A 14,660-nucleotide genomic window follows, 5' to 3' on the forward strand; every position below is an offset into this window, starting at 1 on the left:
AAGGCATCCGCACGAAAGGTCCGCCCGGCGGGGGAACTCCCCTCCCCGAGCGGACCTTCGCGTTGCGCGCCCCGTGTCGTGCGCCCCGTGTCGTGCGCCCCGGCCCGCAGCCGGAACGCCTAGCAGCAGTCGTTGACCGTCAGCCCCGGTGGCAGGTGCTCGCCGCCGAAGACGCTGACGGTGGCGTGGTCGCCGCCGAGGGCGGCGACGGCGAGCAGCAGGGCGCCGGCGGTCCAGGTGGTGCGTTCCTCGGGCCAGACGGCGCGGTCCTCGTAGACGTAGCCGGTCCAGTAGGAGCCGTCCTCGTGCCGCAGGTGCTGGATCCAGCGGAGGATCTCGACGGCCCGGTCGGACTGTCCGGCGGCCCACAGGGCGAGGGCGAGTTCGGCGCTCTCGCCGCCGGTGACCCAGGGGCGGTCGCTGACGCAGCGCACGCCGAGGCCGGGGACGACGAAGCGGTCCCAGTCGGCGGCGAGCCGGCGGGCGGCGTCCTCGCCGCGCAGGGCGGTGCCGAGGACGGGGTAGTACCAGTCCATGGAGTAGCGGTCCTTGTCGAGGAACCGCTCGGGGTGGCGGGCGATGGCGTGCTGGAGGAGGCCGGCGGCGAGTTCCCAGTCGGGTTGCGGCCGGTCGAGGTGGTCCGCGACGGCGAGTCCGCAGCGCAGGGCGTGCAGGATCGAGCAGGAGCCGGTGAGCAGCGCCTCGGTGGCGGCGGTGCCGTCCTCGTCCTGGCGCCAGGCGATGGCGCCGCCGGGGAGGCTGAGCCGGACGGTGTGGTCGAGGGCGCGGCTGACGGTGGGCCAGATCCGTTCCAGGAAGCGGTCGTCGCCGGTGGACAGGTGGTGGTGCCAGGCGCCGACGGCGACGTACGCGCAGAAGTTGGTCTCGCGGGCGAGGTCGGTGGCGGTGCCGTCGGCGGTGCCGGGCTGTCCGTAGGCGTAGGCGGCGTACCAGGAGCCGTCGGGGTTCTGCCGGTCGGTGAGCCACTGGTAGGCGGCTTCGGCGGCGGCGTGCTCGCCGGCGGTGTCGAGGGCCATGGCGGCCTCGGTGTGGTCCCAGGGGTCGAGGTGGCCGCCGTGGAACCAGGGGATCGCGCCGTCGGGCTGCTGGTGCGCGAGGATCGAGCGCACGGTGTCGGCGGCCTGGACGGCGTCGAGGACGCCGTCCAGCAGCAGGGCGGCGGGGACGGCGGCGGTCACGCGCTGCTCCCGGGCCCGTGCGGCTCGCCGGCCTTGCGGGGCTCGCCTGCCTTGCGGGGTTCGTCGGCCTCGCGGGGCTTGCTGGCGTAGACCACGAAGGACTTGCCGAGCAGCGGGTTGAGGGCCTTCTCGGCGGCCTTGGTGAGGGTGGAGACGACGGGGGTGCCGACGATGTCCCAGACCAGCAGCTGGTGGTAGGCGCGCACCGGCAGCGCCTTGTCGTTGTTCACGCCGACCGCGCACTTGATCCACCAGTACGGGGAGTGCAGGGCGTGCGCGTGGTGGCTGCCGTACGGGGTGAGGCCGGCCTCGCGGACCTTGCCGACGAGTTCGTCGCCCTTGTAGATCCGGATGTGGCCGCCCTCGACCTCGTGGTACTCGTCGGACAGCGCCCAGCAGATCTTCTCGGGCAGGTAGCGGGGCACGGTGACGGCGAGCAGGCCGCCGGGCTTGAGGACCCGGACCATCTCGGCGAGGACGCCCTTGTCGTCGGGGATGTGCTCCATCACCTCGGAGATGATGATCTTGTCGAAGGTGTCGTCGTCGAACGGCAGGTTCAGCGCGTCGCCCTCCATGGCGGTGGCGCTGGCCCCGGCGGGGGCCTCGCCGGCCTCCTCCATGGCGGCGAACCACTTGCGGACCTCGGCGATCTCCTCGGCGTTCCGGTCCAGGGCGACCACGTCGGCGCCGCGCCGGTAGCACTCGAACGCGTGCCGGCCGCCGCCGCAGCCCAGGTCGAGCACCCGGTCGCCGGGGGCGAGCGGGAAGCGGGAGAAGTCGACGGTCAGCACTGCGGGGCTCCCATTCACGAAGGGGGTGGTACCAGGGGGTTGACGGACCGTCAGCCGACGTAGCGCCAGCCGGGGCCGGAACGGGCGGGGGCGCCGGCACCGGTGGCGATCGCGGCCCGGTAGCGCTCGACGGTGAGTTCGGCGGCCCGGGCCCAGGTGAACCGGGCCAGCACCCGCTCGCGCCCGGCCGCGCCGAGCCGTTCGCGCAGCGCGGGGTCGTCCAGCAGCCGGCCGAGCGCGGCGGCCAGCGCGCCCGCGTCGCCGGGCGGCACCGCGAGGCAGGTCTCGCCGTCCGGTCCGGCCACCTCGGGGATGGCGCCGCCGGTGGTGGCGACCAGAGGGGTGGCGGTGGCCATCGCCTCGGCGGCGGGCAGCGAGAAGCCCTCGTACAGCGAGGGGACGCAGGCGGCCTCGGCGGAGCGGTACAGGTCGACGAGTGCGGCGTCGCTCAGGCCGGTGCGGAACTCGATGTGCTCCTCCAGCCCGAAGCGGCGGACCGCCTCGGTGACCGGCCCGTCCTCCTTCTGCGGCTTGCCGACCACCACCAGGTGCGCGTCGCGTTCGGTGCGGACCTTGGCGAGCGCCTCGACCAGGTGCACCAGGCCCTTGAGCGGGACGTCGGCGCTGGAGGTGGTGACGATCCGGCCGGGGACGCGGGCGACCGCGTCGGACGGCGACCACAGCCGGGTGTCGGCGCCGATCGGGACGACCGAGACGGCGCCGGGCGCGGCGCCGAGCTGCTCGGCGATCTCGGCCTTCGAGCTCTCCGAGACGGTGATGACGTGCGGCAGCCGGGCGGCGACCCGGCGCTGCATCCGGGTGAAGGCGTACCAGCGGCGCTTGCCGAGCCGCTCCAGCCGGGTGCGGGCCGCGGCGAGCTCCAACTGCCGGTCCACGGTGACCGGGTGGTGCACGGTGGTGACCAGCGGGAAGCCGTGCCGGGCCAGGCCGAGCAGGCCGTAGCCGAGGGTCTGGTTGTCGTGCACGACGTCGTAGCGGCCCTTGTGCCGGGCCAGGAAGGCGCGGGCCCGCAGCGAGAAGGTCAGCGGCTCGGGGAAGCCGCCGGTGCGCATCACCGCGTACTCCAGCAGGTCCACCGGGCCGCGGAACTCGCCGGCCGCGGGGGTGCGGAACGGGTCGTCGGCGCGGTACAGGTCGAGGCTGGGCAGTTCGACCAGCCGGACGCTGCCGGGGCCCTCGACCTCGTCGAGCACCGGGTACGGCTGGGCGCCGACCACGTCGACGTGGTGGCCGAGCCGGGCCAGTTCGCGCGACAGGTGGCGCACGTACACGCCCTGGCCGCCGCAGAACGGGTCGCCGCGGTAGGACAGCAGGGCGATCCGCAGCGGCGGGTGCGACACAGCGGTCATCCCCAGTCCCCATTCCTCGCTACTCACCGGGACCGGCGACGGAGAAGGCCGCCGACCGGTAAAGTAGATCACGTTTCACAGCGGTGCGGGCTCGTCGTTGGAGAAAGTGAACAACGAGGGACCTCGAAGATTACCGGCCCGTAGCTTGTCGTCAGGAGCCCCGGCGGGTGATTCGCACCACGCCGCGATCCCGCCCCCGCGACCCCGCCCCTGGAGTGCCCGTGACCGCCACCGCCGCCGACGGGCCGCTGACGCCGCGCCAGGCCGAGCGCCGCCGGGGCATCCTGCGCGTCGCCACCGCGCTGGCCGCCCGGGGCGGCTACGAGGCGGTGCAGATGCGCGAGGTCGCCGAGGGCGCGCAGGTCGCGCTCGGCACCCTGTACCGCTACTTCCCGTCCAAGGTGCACCTGTTGGTCGCGGTGATGCGCGAACAGCTGGAACGCCTGCGCGAGCAGGTCCGCCGCCGTCCGCCGACCGGGCCGGACCCGGCCTCCCGGGTCGCCGAGGCGCTGACCGCCGCCTTCCACGCGCTGCAGCGCGAACCCCGGCTGGCCGAGGCCATGGTGCGGGCGCTGTCCTTCGCGGACCGCTCGGTCGGCAGCGAGGTGGACGAGGTCGCCCAGGCCACCGGCGCGATCGTGCTGGCCGCCGCCCGGCTGCCCGGCCCGCCCACCGCCGACCAGCAGGCGGCGCTGCGGGTGGTCGGCCACACCTGGCACGCCACCCTGCTGGTGTGGCTGTCCGGCCGGGCCTCGCTGGCCGAGGTCCGGGCCGACCTGCACACCGCCGCCCGGCTGCTGACCCTGGCCGGGCCCGCCCCCGCGGCCCCTCCCGCCCCGGCAGAACTGCAACCCGTTCCACCACCTGCCGCCGGTGCGGCCCCGGCCGAGGGCTAGAGTCTTGGGGGCGCGGCCCGGCCCCACCGGCCGGCCGCCGACAACTTCATCCGCCTCCGAGGCCGGGGGAAGCCGGTGCGATTCCGGCACTGACCCGCAACCGTGAGCCGCCCCCGCCACCGGGGCGCGGCGCAGTCGGACTGCCCGGCCGGAGGCGAGCGGCCCTCCTCCGTCGTGGGTCTACGGGCGGAACCGGGGCAGGTCCCGGCCCGCTGCGACCGCTCACCGAAAGGCTTCCCCCACATGTTGACCGCTGCCCGCCTGGGCGCCGCCGCGCTGACCGGCGCCCTGCTCGCCGGTACCGCCGCCGCACCCGCGCTCGCCGACACCGCCACGCCCGCGGCCTCCTCCGCCGCCCCTTCCGGTACTGCGGCGTCCGGCTCCGGCACCCCCTCCGGCTCGCCGTCCACCTCCTCGGGCGTGCCCGCCGGGCTGTACGGCAAGGGCGACCCGCAGTACGACGGGGTGTGGCGGCAGTCGCTGGCGCTGATAGCCCTCCAGCAGGAGAAGGTCGAACCCGCCGACGCCGCCGTGCAGTGGCTGCTCGACCAGCAGTGCGAGGACGGCGGCTGGCCGTCCTACCGGGCCGCCGGCACCCCGTGCACCCCCGCCACCGAGGACACCAACGCCACCTCGCTGGCCGTTCAGGCCCTCACCGCGCTCGGCGGCCACCAGCAGCCCGTCACCCGCGCCACCGACTGGCTGCGCGCGCACCAGAACCCGGACGGCAGCTGGGCGTACAACCCGGGCGCGCCCGGCGACGCCAACTCCACCGCCGTGGTGCTGAACGGCCTGCTCGCGGTCGGCCTCGACCCGGCCGGCGTCGCCGTCGGCGGCCACACCGGCTGGGACGGCCTGGCCACCTTCCAGCTCGACTGCTCGGCCCCCGCCGACCAGCGCGGCGCCTTCCGCTACCAGCCCGCCGCGGGCGTCCCGGCCGCCGCCGACACCATCGCCTCCGCGCAATCCCTGCTCGCCGCCGCCGGCGGCCACCTCCCGGTCACCGCCACCGACCGCAAGGACGGCCCGCCCAAGGCCCCGGCCTGCGACGGCGCCCAGACCCCCGGGCCGCTCGCGCACGCCGACTCCGCCGAGGCCGACGCCGCCTGGCTGACCGGCCGCCTCGCCGCCGACGGCCAGCGCCTGCTCGCCAAGACCCCCGGCTCGGACACCGCCACCCCCGACTACAACTCCACCGCCTGGACGGTCCTCGGCCTGGTCGCCGCCGGCCACCCCGCCGAGGCCGCCGAAGCCGCCGACTGGCTGGCCGGCAACGCCTACCCGTGGGCCGCCCAGGGCAAGAACGGCACCGACCCGGCCGCCACCGCCACCCTGGTGCTGACCGCCCGCGCCGCCAAGCTCGACCCGTACAACTTCGGCGGCGCCAACCTGGTCCAACTGCTCGCCGACTCCGGCCCCAAGCCGAAGACCGGCCCCGCCGGCGGCGACCCGCAGGCCACCCGCGCCCCCGGCTCCGCGATCACCGAACCCGACGAGAACAGCGGCTTCTCGGCCGGCTGGCTGATCGGCGTCGGCCTCCTGGTCGGCGTCGGCGCCGGCCTGCTGCTCAGCCTCAACCGCCGCCACAAGAACGCCGCACCCGCCCCCGAGACCGGCGCCGAGGCCGGAACCGGCACCTCCGACACCGACGCGGACGACCGCCCGGAGCAGGACCGATGACCGGCGGCCGGGCCACCCGCACCGGAGCGGCTGCCGCCCTCCACACCCCGTACGCCCACCCCACCGCCCTCCTCCGAGCCCTCCGCACCCGTCCCACCGTCCTCCTCCTCACCCTCCTCGCCGCGTGCGCAACGCTCCTCGGCCCCGCCGCCGCAGCCTCCTCCGCCGCCGACTACCGCTACTGGTCGTTCTGGAAGGGCGGCGCCGACGGCTGGGCGTACCAGCAGGTCGGGCCGGCCGGGAACGTGCCGGCGGACGGGGCGGTGGACGGCTGGCGGTTCGTGCTGAGCCCGGACGGCGGGCAGGACGCGCCCCGGCCCGGCCCGGCCGCCGACTTCGCGGCGATCTGCCAGGGCACCGCCCCCAGCGGCGGCCACAAGCGGGTCGCCGTGGTGCTGGACTTCGGCACCGCGCAGGACGCCCCCGGCGGCGAGCAGCCGCCCGCCGCCCGCACCTCGTGCGCCTCGGTGCCGACGGCCGCGAACTCCGCCGAGGTGCTGGCCGCGGTCGCCGCGCCGCTGCGCTACGACTCCGGCGCGCTGCTGTGCGCGATCGCGGGCTACCCGCACGCGGGCTGCGGCGACCAGGTCGCGGCGGGCTCGAACTCCGGCGCCAAGGACGGCGGTTCGGACGGCGGCCCGTCCCTCGGCCTGCTCGCCGGGGCCGGTGCGGTGGTTCTGCTGGGCGCGGGCGCGGTCTGGCAGGCCCGTCGCCGCCGCACCCGCTGAGCATGTCCGTCCACCGTCTGCACCGGGCGGCCGCCGACCCCGTCGCGGGCGGCGGCCGCCCGGCCGCCGCGCACAGCCGGGCGCTGCCGCGGCAGTTGCACCCGGGCGCGTGGTGGCTGTGGTCGCTGGGCCTGGCCGCGGCGGCCAGCCGGACCACCAACCCGCTGCTCCTGCTGCTGATCCTGGCGGTGGCGGGCTACGTGGTCGCGGCCCGCCGCAGCGACGCGCCCTGGTCGCGCTCGTACGCGGCGTTCCTGCGGCTGGGCATGCTGGTGCTGGCCGCCCGGATGGTGTTCGCGGTGCTGCTGGGCTCCCCGGTCGGCGGCACCCACGTCCTGTTCACGCTGCCCCAACTCCCGCTGCCCGCCTGGGCGCAGGGCGTCCGGCTGGGTGGTGCGGTGACGCTGGAGGGGGTGCTGTTCGCGCTGTACGAGGGGCTGCGGCTGGCGGTCCTGCTGGCCTGCGTGGGTGCGGCGAACGCGCTGGCCTCGCCGTCCCGGCTGCTGCGTTCGCTGCCGGGTGCGCTGTACGAGGCGGGCGTGGCGGCGGTGGTGGCGATGACCTTCGCGCCGAACCTGGTCGCGGACGTCCGGCGGCTGCGCGCGGCGCGCCGGCTGCGCGGGCGCTCCGACCGGGGCGTGCGGGCGGTGCTGTCGGTCGGACTGCCGGTGCTGGAGGGCGCGTTGGAGCGTTCGGTGGCGCTGGCGGCGGCGATGGACACCCGCGGTTTCGGCCGGACCGCCGAGGTGCCGCGCCAGGTGGTGCGCGCCGCCGGGGCGGCGACCCTGGCGGGGCTGCTGGCGGTGTGCGCGGCGACGTACGGGCTGCTCGCCGCGGGCCGTCACCCGTGGGCGCTGCCGGTGCTGCTGGCGGGCGCGGCCGCGGCTGGCACCGGCCTCGCGCTGGGCGGCCGGCGCTCCGTCCGGACCCGCTACCGGCCCGACCCGTGGGCGCTCCCGGAGTGGCTGACGGCCGCCTCGGGGGCGCTGGTCGCGGCCGCCCTGGTCTGGTACGCGGGCCGCTGGCCGCTGGCCCTGGCGCCGAGCGTCGTCCCGCCGACCGCGCCCGCCCTGCCGCTGCTGCCCGCGCTGGCCGCGCTGGTCGGCCTGCTGCCCGCCTTCGTCACCCCCGAGCCGCCCCGGAGCACCCGGTGACCGCCCGCGCCCGCACCGGCACTCCCGCCCGCACCCCCGTCCGTCCCGCCCGCGCCCGCTTCCGTCCCGTCGTCGTCCCCGAGCCGTCCCGGAGCACCCGGTGATCACTTTCGAGCAGGTCGGCGTGCAGTACGCCGACGCGTCCGCACCGGCCCTGAGCGGGGTCGAACTGACCGTCCCGGAGGGCGAGTTGTGCCTGCTGGTCGGGCCGTCCGGGTCCGGCAAGTCGACCCTGCTGGGCACCGTCTCCGGGCTGGTGCCGCACTTCACCGGCGGCACCCTGACCGGCCGGGTCACGGTCGCCGGGCGGGACACCCGCACGCACCGCCCGCGCGACCTCGCCGACGTGGTCGGCACCGTCGGGCAGGACCCGGCGGCGCACTTCGTCACCGACACCGTCGAGGAGGAACTCGCCTACGGCATGGAGTCGATGGGCCTGGCCCCGGCCGTGATGCGCCGCCGGGTCGAGGAGACGCTCGACCTGCTGGGCCTGGCCGAACTGCGCGGCCGCGCGCTGTCCTCGCTCTCCGGCGGGCAGCGCCAGCGGGTGGCGATCGGCTCGGTGCTGACCGTCCACCCGCAGGTGCTGGTGCTGGACGAGCCGACCTCCGCGCTCGACCCGGGCGCCGCCGAGGAGGTGCTGGCCGTCCTGCAGCGCCTGGTGCACGACCTGGGCACCACCGTGCTGCTCTCCGAGCACCGGCTGGAGCGCGTCGTCCAGTACGCCGACCAGGTGCTGCTGCTGCCCGGCCCCGGCGAGCCGCCGGTGCTCGGCGACCCGGCCGCGCTGATGGCCCGCTCCCCCGTCCGGCCCCCGGTGGTCGAACTCGGACTGCTGGCGGGCTGGACGCCGCTGCCGCTCACCGTCCGCGACGCCCGCCGCCGCGCGGCCCCGCTGCGCGCGCAACTCCCGCCGCCCGAGTGGCAGTTGACGCCGGCTCCGGTCGAGCCCGTCGCCACCGCGACCCGCCTGGTGGTCTCCCGCGGACCCGTCCCGGCCCTGCGCGGCGTCGAACTCGCCCTCGCCCCCGGGCAGATCACCGCCCTGATGGGCCGCAACGGCGCCGGCAAGTCCACCCTGCTCGGCACCCTGGTCGGCCTGCACACCCCCGACTCCGGCACCGTCCGGGTCGACGGCCGCACCCCGCACCGGACCCGCCCCAAGGACCTGATCCGCTCCGTCGGACTCGTCCCGCAGGACCCGCGCGACCTGCTGTACGCCGAGACCGTCGCCGCCGAGTGCACCGCCGCCGACCAGGACGCCGACGCCGCCCCCGGCACCTGCCGCGCCCTGCTCTCCACCCTGCTCCCCGGCATCGCCGACGACCACCACCCCCGCGACCTCTCCGAGGGCCAGCGCCTCACCCTCGCCCTGGCCGTCGTCCTCACCGCCCGCCCCCCGCTCCTCCTGCTCGACGAACCCACCCGCGGCCTCGACTACGCCGCCAAGGCCCGCCTGGTCACCGTCCTGCGCGACCTCGCCGACCGGGGCCACGCCATCCTGCTCGCCACCCACGACGTCGAACTCGCCGCCGAACTCGCCCACCGCACCGCCGTCCTCGCCGAGGGCGAGATCGTCGCCGACGGCCCCACCCCCGACGTCGTCCTCGCCTCCCCCACCTTCGCCCCGCAGACCGCCAAGATCCTCCCCCCGTACCTCACCGTCCCCGACGTCGCCGCCGCCCTTCCCCGGCGCTCCCCGGCCCCGGCCGCCGGCCCCGCCACCACCGCCACCAGCACCGCCACCGCGGAGCCGCCGCGATGAAGCCCCCTCCTCCCGTCGCCCTCTCCCGGCCCGTCCCGCTCGGGCCGCGCTCGGTGCTCTTCCTCTCCCTCGTCTCCGCGGTCGGCGTCGCCGCCTTCGGCTGGCCGCTGCTCGCCTCCCGCAAGTCCGACCTGGTCGGCCACTCCGCCGACGCGCCCTGGCTGTTCGCGCTGCTGCTGCCGCTGCTGCTGGCCGTCCTGGTCGCCCAGCTCTCCGAGAACCGCGACGCCACCGACGCCCCCGGCCTGGACGCCAAGGCCGTCGCCATGCTGGGCGTCCTCGCCGCGGCCGGCGCCGCGCTGCGCCCGCTCGGCGCGGGGACCGCCGGACTGGAACCGATGTTCTTCCTGATGGTGCTGGCCGGCCGGGCGCTCGGCCCGGGCTTCGGCTTCGTCCTGGGCGCGCTCACCATGTTCGCCTCCGCCCTGCTCACCGGCGGCGTCGGACCCTGGCTGCCGTTCCAGATGCTCACCATGGGCTGGGTCTGCCTCGGCGCCGGACTCCTCCCGGGCGCCGACCGCCTGCGCGGCCGCCCCGAACTCCTGCTGCTCGCCGCCTACGGCACCGTCTCCGCCGTCGGCTACGGCACCGTCATGAACCTCCAGGGCTGGCCCTACCTCGGCGGCCTGAGCACCTCGATCTCCTTCGTCCCCGGCGACCCCCTCCCCGCCGACCTCACCCGCTTCGCCCTCTACTGCCTCACCACCTCGCTCGGCTGGGACCTCCCCCGCGCCGCCCTCACCGCCACCCTCTGCCTCACCGTCGGCGGCCCCCTGCTGCGCACCCTGCGCCGGGCCACCCGCCGCGCCGCCTTCCACTGAGAAGACCCGGGGCCGGCCTCCCCGGAGACCGGCCCCGCCCCTCCCCTCGCTACGCCTTCGGCCCCGCCTGCTGCACGACCTCGAACGACCACACCTCCGACCCGCTCGCCGCCGGCCGCGGCCGCTCACCCCCGCCCTGGTGCGCCGCCTTCATCGGCCCCTCCATCCACGCCCGGAACGACTCCTCGTCCCGCCACCGCGTGTACACCAGGTACTGGTCCGTCCCCTCCACCGGCCGCAACAGCTCGAACCACTCGAACCCGTCCGACCCCTCCACCGCCCCGGCCCGCGAGGCGAACCGCTGCTCCAGCACCTCCCGCTGCTCCGCGGGAACCGTCAGCACATTGATCTTCACTACGCTGCCCACATGGCACCTCTCAAGTCACAGGGTCGGCCCGGCTCGCGGCCCGACCTCGATCAGGTACGAGCAGTCTCGTACATCCGACAGAGCAAGCGGCGTGAGGACGACTCCAAGGCGTCGCCCGAGGCTCAGCGGACCAAGACCGAGGCGCTGATGCAGTCGAGAGACTGGGAGAACGCCGGTCACTTCGAGGACATCGGCAAGTCCGGCTGGGATCCGAACACCCACCGCCCCGGCTTCGAGGAGCTGATGGCGGCCGTGCGCGCCGGGCGCGTGGACGCGGTGGTCGTCTTCTCGCTGTCCCGGCTCACCCGCCGTGGCGCGCTCGAAGCAATGAAGATCATCGACGAGCTGGAGCAGCACGGCGTCCGACTGGTCAGCGTGGAGGAGCCGTACCTCGACACCTCCACCCCGGTCGGCGTCGGCATCCTGGCCATCATCGCCGGACTGGCCCAGCAGGAATCCGACTTGAAATCCGCGTACGTCACCAGCGCCAAGGAGGAGATCCGGCAGGCTGGTGGCCACACCTCCGGCATCCCGCCGTACGGCTTCGTCAGCGAGCGGGTCACGCGCGGCGAGTTGACGGTGTCGCGGCTCGTTCCGTCCCCCGTGGAAGCCGACTGGGTGCGGCGCATGGTCGCCTGGGCGGTCGACGGCGAGTCCGGCACCGGCATCGCCCGCAGGCTCAACAAGGAGTCCGCCCCGACCAAGGTCACCACCCTCGGCGAGAGCGGCACGAAGCGCCTGGCGGCCCGGCGCGCCCGTGGCCTGTCGGAGTCCGCCGAGCGCCCCTCCTGGACGTCCTCCACCGTCCTGCGCATCCTCCGCGATCCGCGCCTCGCCGGGTACGCGATCGAGTGGGAGGGACGCAGTCAGCGCCGCAGGGGCGCGGACGGTGAGGTCGTCCCGGGGACCACCGGCCGCCGGGCGATCCTGCGCGACCCGTCAGGCGCTCCCCTGGAGTCGCACGAGCCCCTGATCCCTCCGGCCGACTGGTGGGCACTGCAAGACGTCCTGAACGGCCGCAGCAAGACGGTCGAGCGCCGGGCCGACCGGGTGCCCACGCTGCTCGCCGGTCACGGCTTCCTGTTCTGCGACGTCTGCGGCTCCGTCATGGTCGCGTCGGTCCGGGGAGAAACCCGGTACTACCAGTGCAACCGGGCCGGTGGAGTGGTCGCCGGCCACGGCGGACTGGTCATCCACATGGAACAGGCCGACAACGAGACGGCCGGTCAGGTCTGGGCCCGGCTCACCACGATGGACCCCGACGACCCCGAAGAACTGGAATGGCTCGCCGAAGCCGCCCGCCGCTTCGCCCACCAGCGCGACAACTCGGGCCGCGAAGCGGAACTCTCCGCCGCCCGTTCGGAGTTGGAGCACGTCCGCACCTCCCTCCGGACGCTCTACGAGGACCGCACGGCGGGTGCGTACGCGGGCACGGTCGGCACCCAGGTCTTCCGCGAGTCCGTGGAACGGCTCATGGCCCACGAACAGCGCACGGACGCTCGAATCAAGGAACTGGAGCAGGCTGCCGCCGCAACCATCGCCATCCCCGACGACTGGACGGGGGTCGACGGCGACCCGATCGGACCGGGGACCCCCTGGGCCGCGTGGGACCTCCAGCGCCGCCGGGAGTTCCTCGCCCTGTTCGTCGATTCGGTTCGGATCACCAAGGCCACCGGCCGGGGCCGCAACGCCAACACAAGGGATCGCATCGTGATCCGGTGGGCCGAGAGTCCGAACACGGACTGAACGAGAGCAGCGCCGCCACGCCGACCCCGTCAGGCTCTGAGCCTGGCGGGGTTCTTCACGCCCTCCGAGTGCCGTCAAGTCCTCTGTGCAGGTGGTGAGATGACGGAAAAGAGCGCGTTCCCGTTCTCCCTAGTACTTTATTTGTTTGTTTTGTTCTCTCTTTTCACCTAAACATGGTCTGACCTGCTGTTACTGGACAGCGGGGAGTCACTTGGAGACTGGCATCCGGTCCTTGTTAGTCCACTTTGGCTCCCCTCTTGCACGACAGCGGGGTTGAAGTGACTGCACATTTTCAAGTGGGGGACTCTTGGGCAAGTACATGGATGACACACTCGCCCGCCAGGCGTGGGACGCCGCCGCAGGCGTGGCCTCATGGCGGGACGCACCGGCCGTACCGTTCACCTGGAGCGGGGCGCGATGGGAGACGCCCGCTGGGGAGTGGCGCGACCTGGCGCTGATCCGCCGGGGCATGGGCGAGTGGCTGGCGAACCTGGCGGGGTGGCTGCGGTACGAGAACTACGAAGCCATGACGCTCGCCGAGCGGAAGGCCGAGCTGGAACGGGGCGTAAGGAAGTTCGAGCTGGACGCCCTCATGATCCTCACGGATGCGGGGGCGAAGGCGTACGCGCAGCGCCAGGCCGATGCGCTGCGACGCGAGGCTGCGGGGATCGACGTCCCGCCGATGACCGTGGAACTGGTGGAGATCGAGGCCATGGAGGCGGTGTCGGGCGAGATGCTGTCGGCCACAGACGCCCGTGCGACTCAACTCCTTTCTCTGGCTTCGCAGTTCGATGCCTTCCGGGCCCTGATGCGTGATCCGGCGGACTGGGTGTCGCGCCTGGTCCCCGCTCCGCGCAGCGAGCACGTGCGCACCTCGCTGGTGTGGGAGGCGTTCACGGCGGCGGAGCCGGTGTTGGCCGGGGCGCTGGGGAGCCGGACGGGCAAGCGCCTGTTGTTCGCTGCGATGGACAAGCGGTTCGGTGCCAGGCGCAAGCTGGGCGGCTACGACGGCTGGCGGGGCGTGGCGCTGACCGGCTGACAGGTGGGGGCCCCGCGCTGTCCCGGCTCCACGACCGCTGACTTATGGCAGGTGATGCTGTGTACGGGTTTCGGGGGCGTGGGGCAGGCGGGTACTCCCCTTCGAGTTGGGGGGCGATCGGCAGGGAGGGAGTTCGCTGGTCCCGCAACCTCGGGTGTTTGCGCGACCCCAGGGGGACGCCTCCCTCGCGCTCCGCCGTGGCGTGGCAGGGAGGGAAAATTCTCACATGGCCCATTGGGGCGTTCCGGTGGGACACCGGGGCGGGGCGATCCCTGAAAGGTCGGGCCGTACAGACTCAGCCCCCAGCCCTGCGCACGTCGCCGCGAAATTGAGACCCTGGGGCATCCGTGACACCGGGTCACCATCGGCAAGTGTCTCAGAAACGATGGTTTGTGAGATGGTCACCGAATGGGCCCGAGGGGGTCCGCGAGGCGTTCAAAACCCGTCTCAAAACCCGTCGAAACCCATTGCATTTATGAGACGAGTTATGAGACGGTCGGGGCATGGCGAAGAACACAGGACACCTGATCGGCTACGCACGCGTCTCCACCGACGACCAGGAGACGCAACTCCAGCACGACGCGCTCACGGAGGCGGGTTGCGCGCGGATCTTCACGGACAAGGCATCGGGCAAGAACACCAACCGTCCGGAGCTTGCCGCAGTCCTGGACTACCTGCGCCCGGGTGACACCCTGTGCGTGTGGAAGCTGGACCGCTTCGCCCGTTCGCTGATCGACCTGGTGACGATGGTGGACGTGCTGTCGGCCCGGGGCATCGGTTTCAAGGTGCTGACGGGTGCGCTGGCGAGCATCGACCCGAACACGCCCGACGGCCGCCTGGTGCTCCAAGTGGTGGGTGCGATGGCGGAGTTCGAGCGGAGCCTGATCAAGGACCGCACCAGGGCCGGCCTGGACGCCGCCAAGGCACAGGGGCGTACGGGTGGTCGGCCGAACGTGATGGACGCCGACAAGCTCGTCGCCGCCCGTGCCCGCCGAGCCGCAGGGGAGAGCGTGGCCGTGATCGCCAGGGCTTTGGGGGTGAGTCGTGCAACCTTGTACCGCCACCTCGGGCAGGAGTGATGCACCACCGATTTGACCAGTGGAC

At 74.3% G+C, this 14,660-nt stretch carries 13 protein-coding genes; 9 read left to right on the forward strand and 4 right to left on the reverse strand.

All coding sequences use genetic code 11. The annotated features are described in order from the left end of the window. Positions 1 to 119: 119 nt before the first annotated feature. From OU787_RS08855 to OU787_RS08865, 3 genes are read right to left on the reverse strand one after another with little or no spacing between them, the layout of a single operon-like run. A complete protein-coding gene (locus OU787_RS08855) occupies positions 120 to 1,199 on the reverse strand; it encodes a prenyltransferase (RefSeq protein WP_268659013.1) in 1,080 nt (359 codons plus the stop codon). Then, positions 1,196 to 1,990: a class I SAM-dependent methyltransferase gene (locus tag OU787_RS08860; protein ID WP_268661837.1), complete on the reverse strand. Its 795-nt coding sequence runs from the start codon at positions 1,988 to 1,990 to the stop codon at positions 1,196 to 1,198. Before OU787_RS08860 ends, OU787_RS08855 begins: the two co-directional genes overlap by 4 nt. Positions 1,991 to 2,040: 50 nt before the next feature. Further along, positions 2,041 to 3,360 carry a glycosyltransferase family 4 protein gene (locus OU787_RS08865; RefSeq protein ID WP_268659014.1) on the reverse strand — a complete coding sequence of 440 codons (1,320 nt, stop codon included), beginning with the start codon at positions 3,358 to 3,360 and terminating at the stop codon, positions 2,041 to 2,043. Between the two features lie 221 nt (positions 3,361 to 3,581). Between OU787_RS08865 and OU787_RS08870 the strand changes: the two genes are divergently transcribed. The 6 genes from OU787_RS08870 to OU787_RS08895 all read left to right on the forward strand — a co-directional run bounded on the left by OU787_RS08870 (position 3,582) and on the right by OU787_RS08895 (position 10,404). After that, entirely contained in the window at positions 3,582 to 4,256 is a 675-nt protein-coding gene (locus tag OU787_RS08870; RefSeq protein ID WP_268659015.1) for a TetR family transcriptional regulator, read from the forward strand. A gap of 243 nt (positions 4,257 to 4,499) precedes the next feature. Then, positions 4,500 to 5,936 carry a prenyltransferase/squalene oxidase repeat-containing protein gene (locus OU787_RS08875; protein WP_268659016.1) on the forward strand — a complete coding sequence of 479 codons (1,437 nt, stop codon included), beginning with the start codon at positions 4,500 to 4,502 and terminating at the stop codon, positions 5,934 to 5,936. Beyond that, on the forward strand, positions 5,933 to 6,664 hold the full coding sequence (locus tag OU787_RS08880) for an SCO2322 family protein (protein ID WP_268659017.1): 732 nt from the start codon (positions 5,933 to 5,935) through the stop codon (positions 6,662 to 6,664). The genes OU787_RS08875 and OU787_RS08880 overlap by 4 nt, the downstream gene beginning before the upstream one ends. A gap of 2 nt (positions 6,665 to 6,666) precedes the next feature. Next, a complete protein-coding gene (locus OU787_RS08885; protein WP_268659018.1) occupies positions 6,667 to 7,818 on the forward strand; it encodes an energy-coupling factor transporter transmembrane component T in 1,152 nt (383 codons plus the stop codon). A 100-nt stretch (positions 7,819 to 7,918) separates the two neighbouring features. Further along, positions 7,919 to 9,583, forward strand: coding sequence for an ABC transporter ATP-binding protein (locus tag OU787_RS08890; protein WP_268659019.1), 1,665 nt, complete (start codon positions 7,919 to 7,921; stop codon positions 9,581 to 9,583). Next, positions 9,580 to 10,404: an ECF transporter S component gene (locus OU787_RS08895; RefSeq protein ID WP_268659020.1), complete on the forward strand. Its 825-nt coding sequence runs from the start codon at positions 9,580 to 9,582 to the stop codon at positions 10,402 to 10,404. Before OU787_RS08890 ends, OU787_RS08895 begins: the two co-directional genes overlap by 4 nt. A 49-nt stretch (positions 10,405 to 10,453) precedes the next feature. On the opposite strand, the gene OU787_RS08900 is transcribed toward OU787_RS08895, so the two are convergent. Continuing rightward, positions 10,454 to 10,771, reverse strand: coding sequence for an antibiotic biosynthesis monooxygenase family protein (locus OU787_RS08900; RefSeq protein ID WP_268659021.1), 318 nt, complete (start codon positions 10,769 to 10,771; stop codon positions 10,454 to 10,456). On the opposite strand from OU787_RS08900, the gene OU787_RS08905 reads away from it, so the two are divergent. The 3 genes from OU787_RS08905 to OU787_RS08915 all read left to right on the forward strand — a co-directional run bounded on the left by OU787_RS08905 (position 10,772) and on the right by OU787_RS08915 (position 14,635). After that, positions 10,772 to 12,517 (forward strand): recombinase family protein, encoded by a 1,746-nt coding sequence (locus OU787_RS08905; RefSeq protein WP_268659022.1) that lies wholly within the window; start codon positions 10,772 to 10,774, stop codon positions 12,515 to 12,517. 307 nt (positions 12,518 to 12,824) lie between these two features. Then, entirely contained in the window at positions 12,825 to 13,556 is a 732-nt protein-coding gene (locus OU787_RS08910; protein ID WP_268659023.1) for a hypothetical protein, read from the forward strand. Positions 13,557 to 14,059: 503 nt separating this feature from the next. Next, positions 14,060 to 14,635, forward strand: a complete 576-nt coding sequence (locus OU787_RS08915; protein ID WP_268659024.1) for a recombinase family protein — start codon at positions 14,060 to 14,062, stop codon at positions 14,633 to 14,635. Positions 14,636 to 14,660: the final 25 nt, after the last annotated feature.

This window comes from Kitasatospora sp. YST-16, assembly GCF_026802215.1.
In the GTDB taxonomy this organism is placed as follows: domain Bacteria; phylum Actinomycetota; class Actinomycetes; order Streptomycetales; family Streptomycetaceae; genus Kitasatospora; species Kitasatospora cineracea.

Excerpts from the sequence above, each read along its gene's own strand:
- OU787_RS08875 (WP_268659016.1), top strand. The coding sequence starts at position 4,500 with ATGTTGACCGCTGCCCGCCTGGGCGCCGCCGCGCTGACCGGCGCCCTG.
- OU787_RS08905 (WP_268659022.1), top strand. The coding sequence starts at position 10,772 with ATGGCACCTCTCAAGTCACAGGGTCGGCCCGGCTCGCGGCCCGACCTC.
- OU787_RS08915 (WP_268659024.1), top strand. The coding sequence starts at position 14,060 with ATGGCGAAGAACACAGGACACCTGATCGGCTACGCACGCGTCTCCACC.
- OU787_RS08895 (WP_268659020.1), top strand. The coding sequence starts at position 9,580 with ATGAAGCCCCCTCCTCCCGTCGCCCTCTCCCGGCCCGTCCCGCTCGGG.
- OU787_RS08865 (WP_268659014.1), bottom strand. The coding sequence starts at position 3,360 with ATGACCGCTGTGTCGCACCCGCCGCTGCGGATCGCCCTGCTGTCCTAC.
- OU787_RS08880 (WP_268659017.1), top strand. The coding sequence starts at position 5,933 with ATGACCGGCGGCCGGGCCACCCGCACCGGAGCGGCTGCCGCCCTCCAC.
- OU787_RS08885 (WP_268659018.1), top strand. The coding sequence starts at position 6,667 with ATGTCCGTCCACCGTCTGCACCGGGCGGCCGCCGACCCCGTCGCGGGC.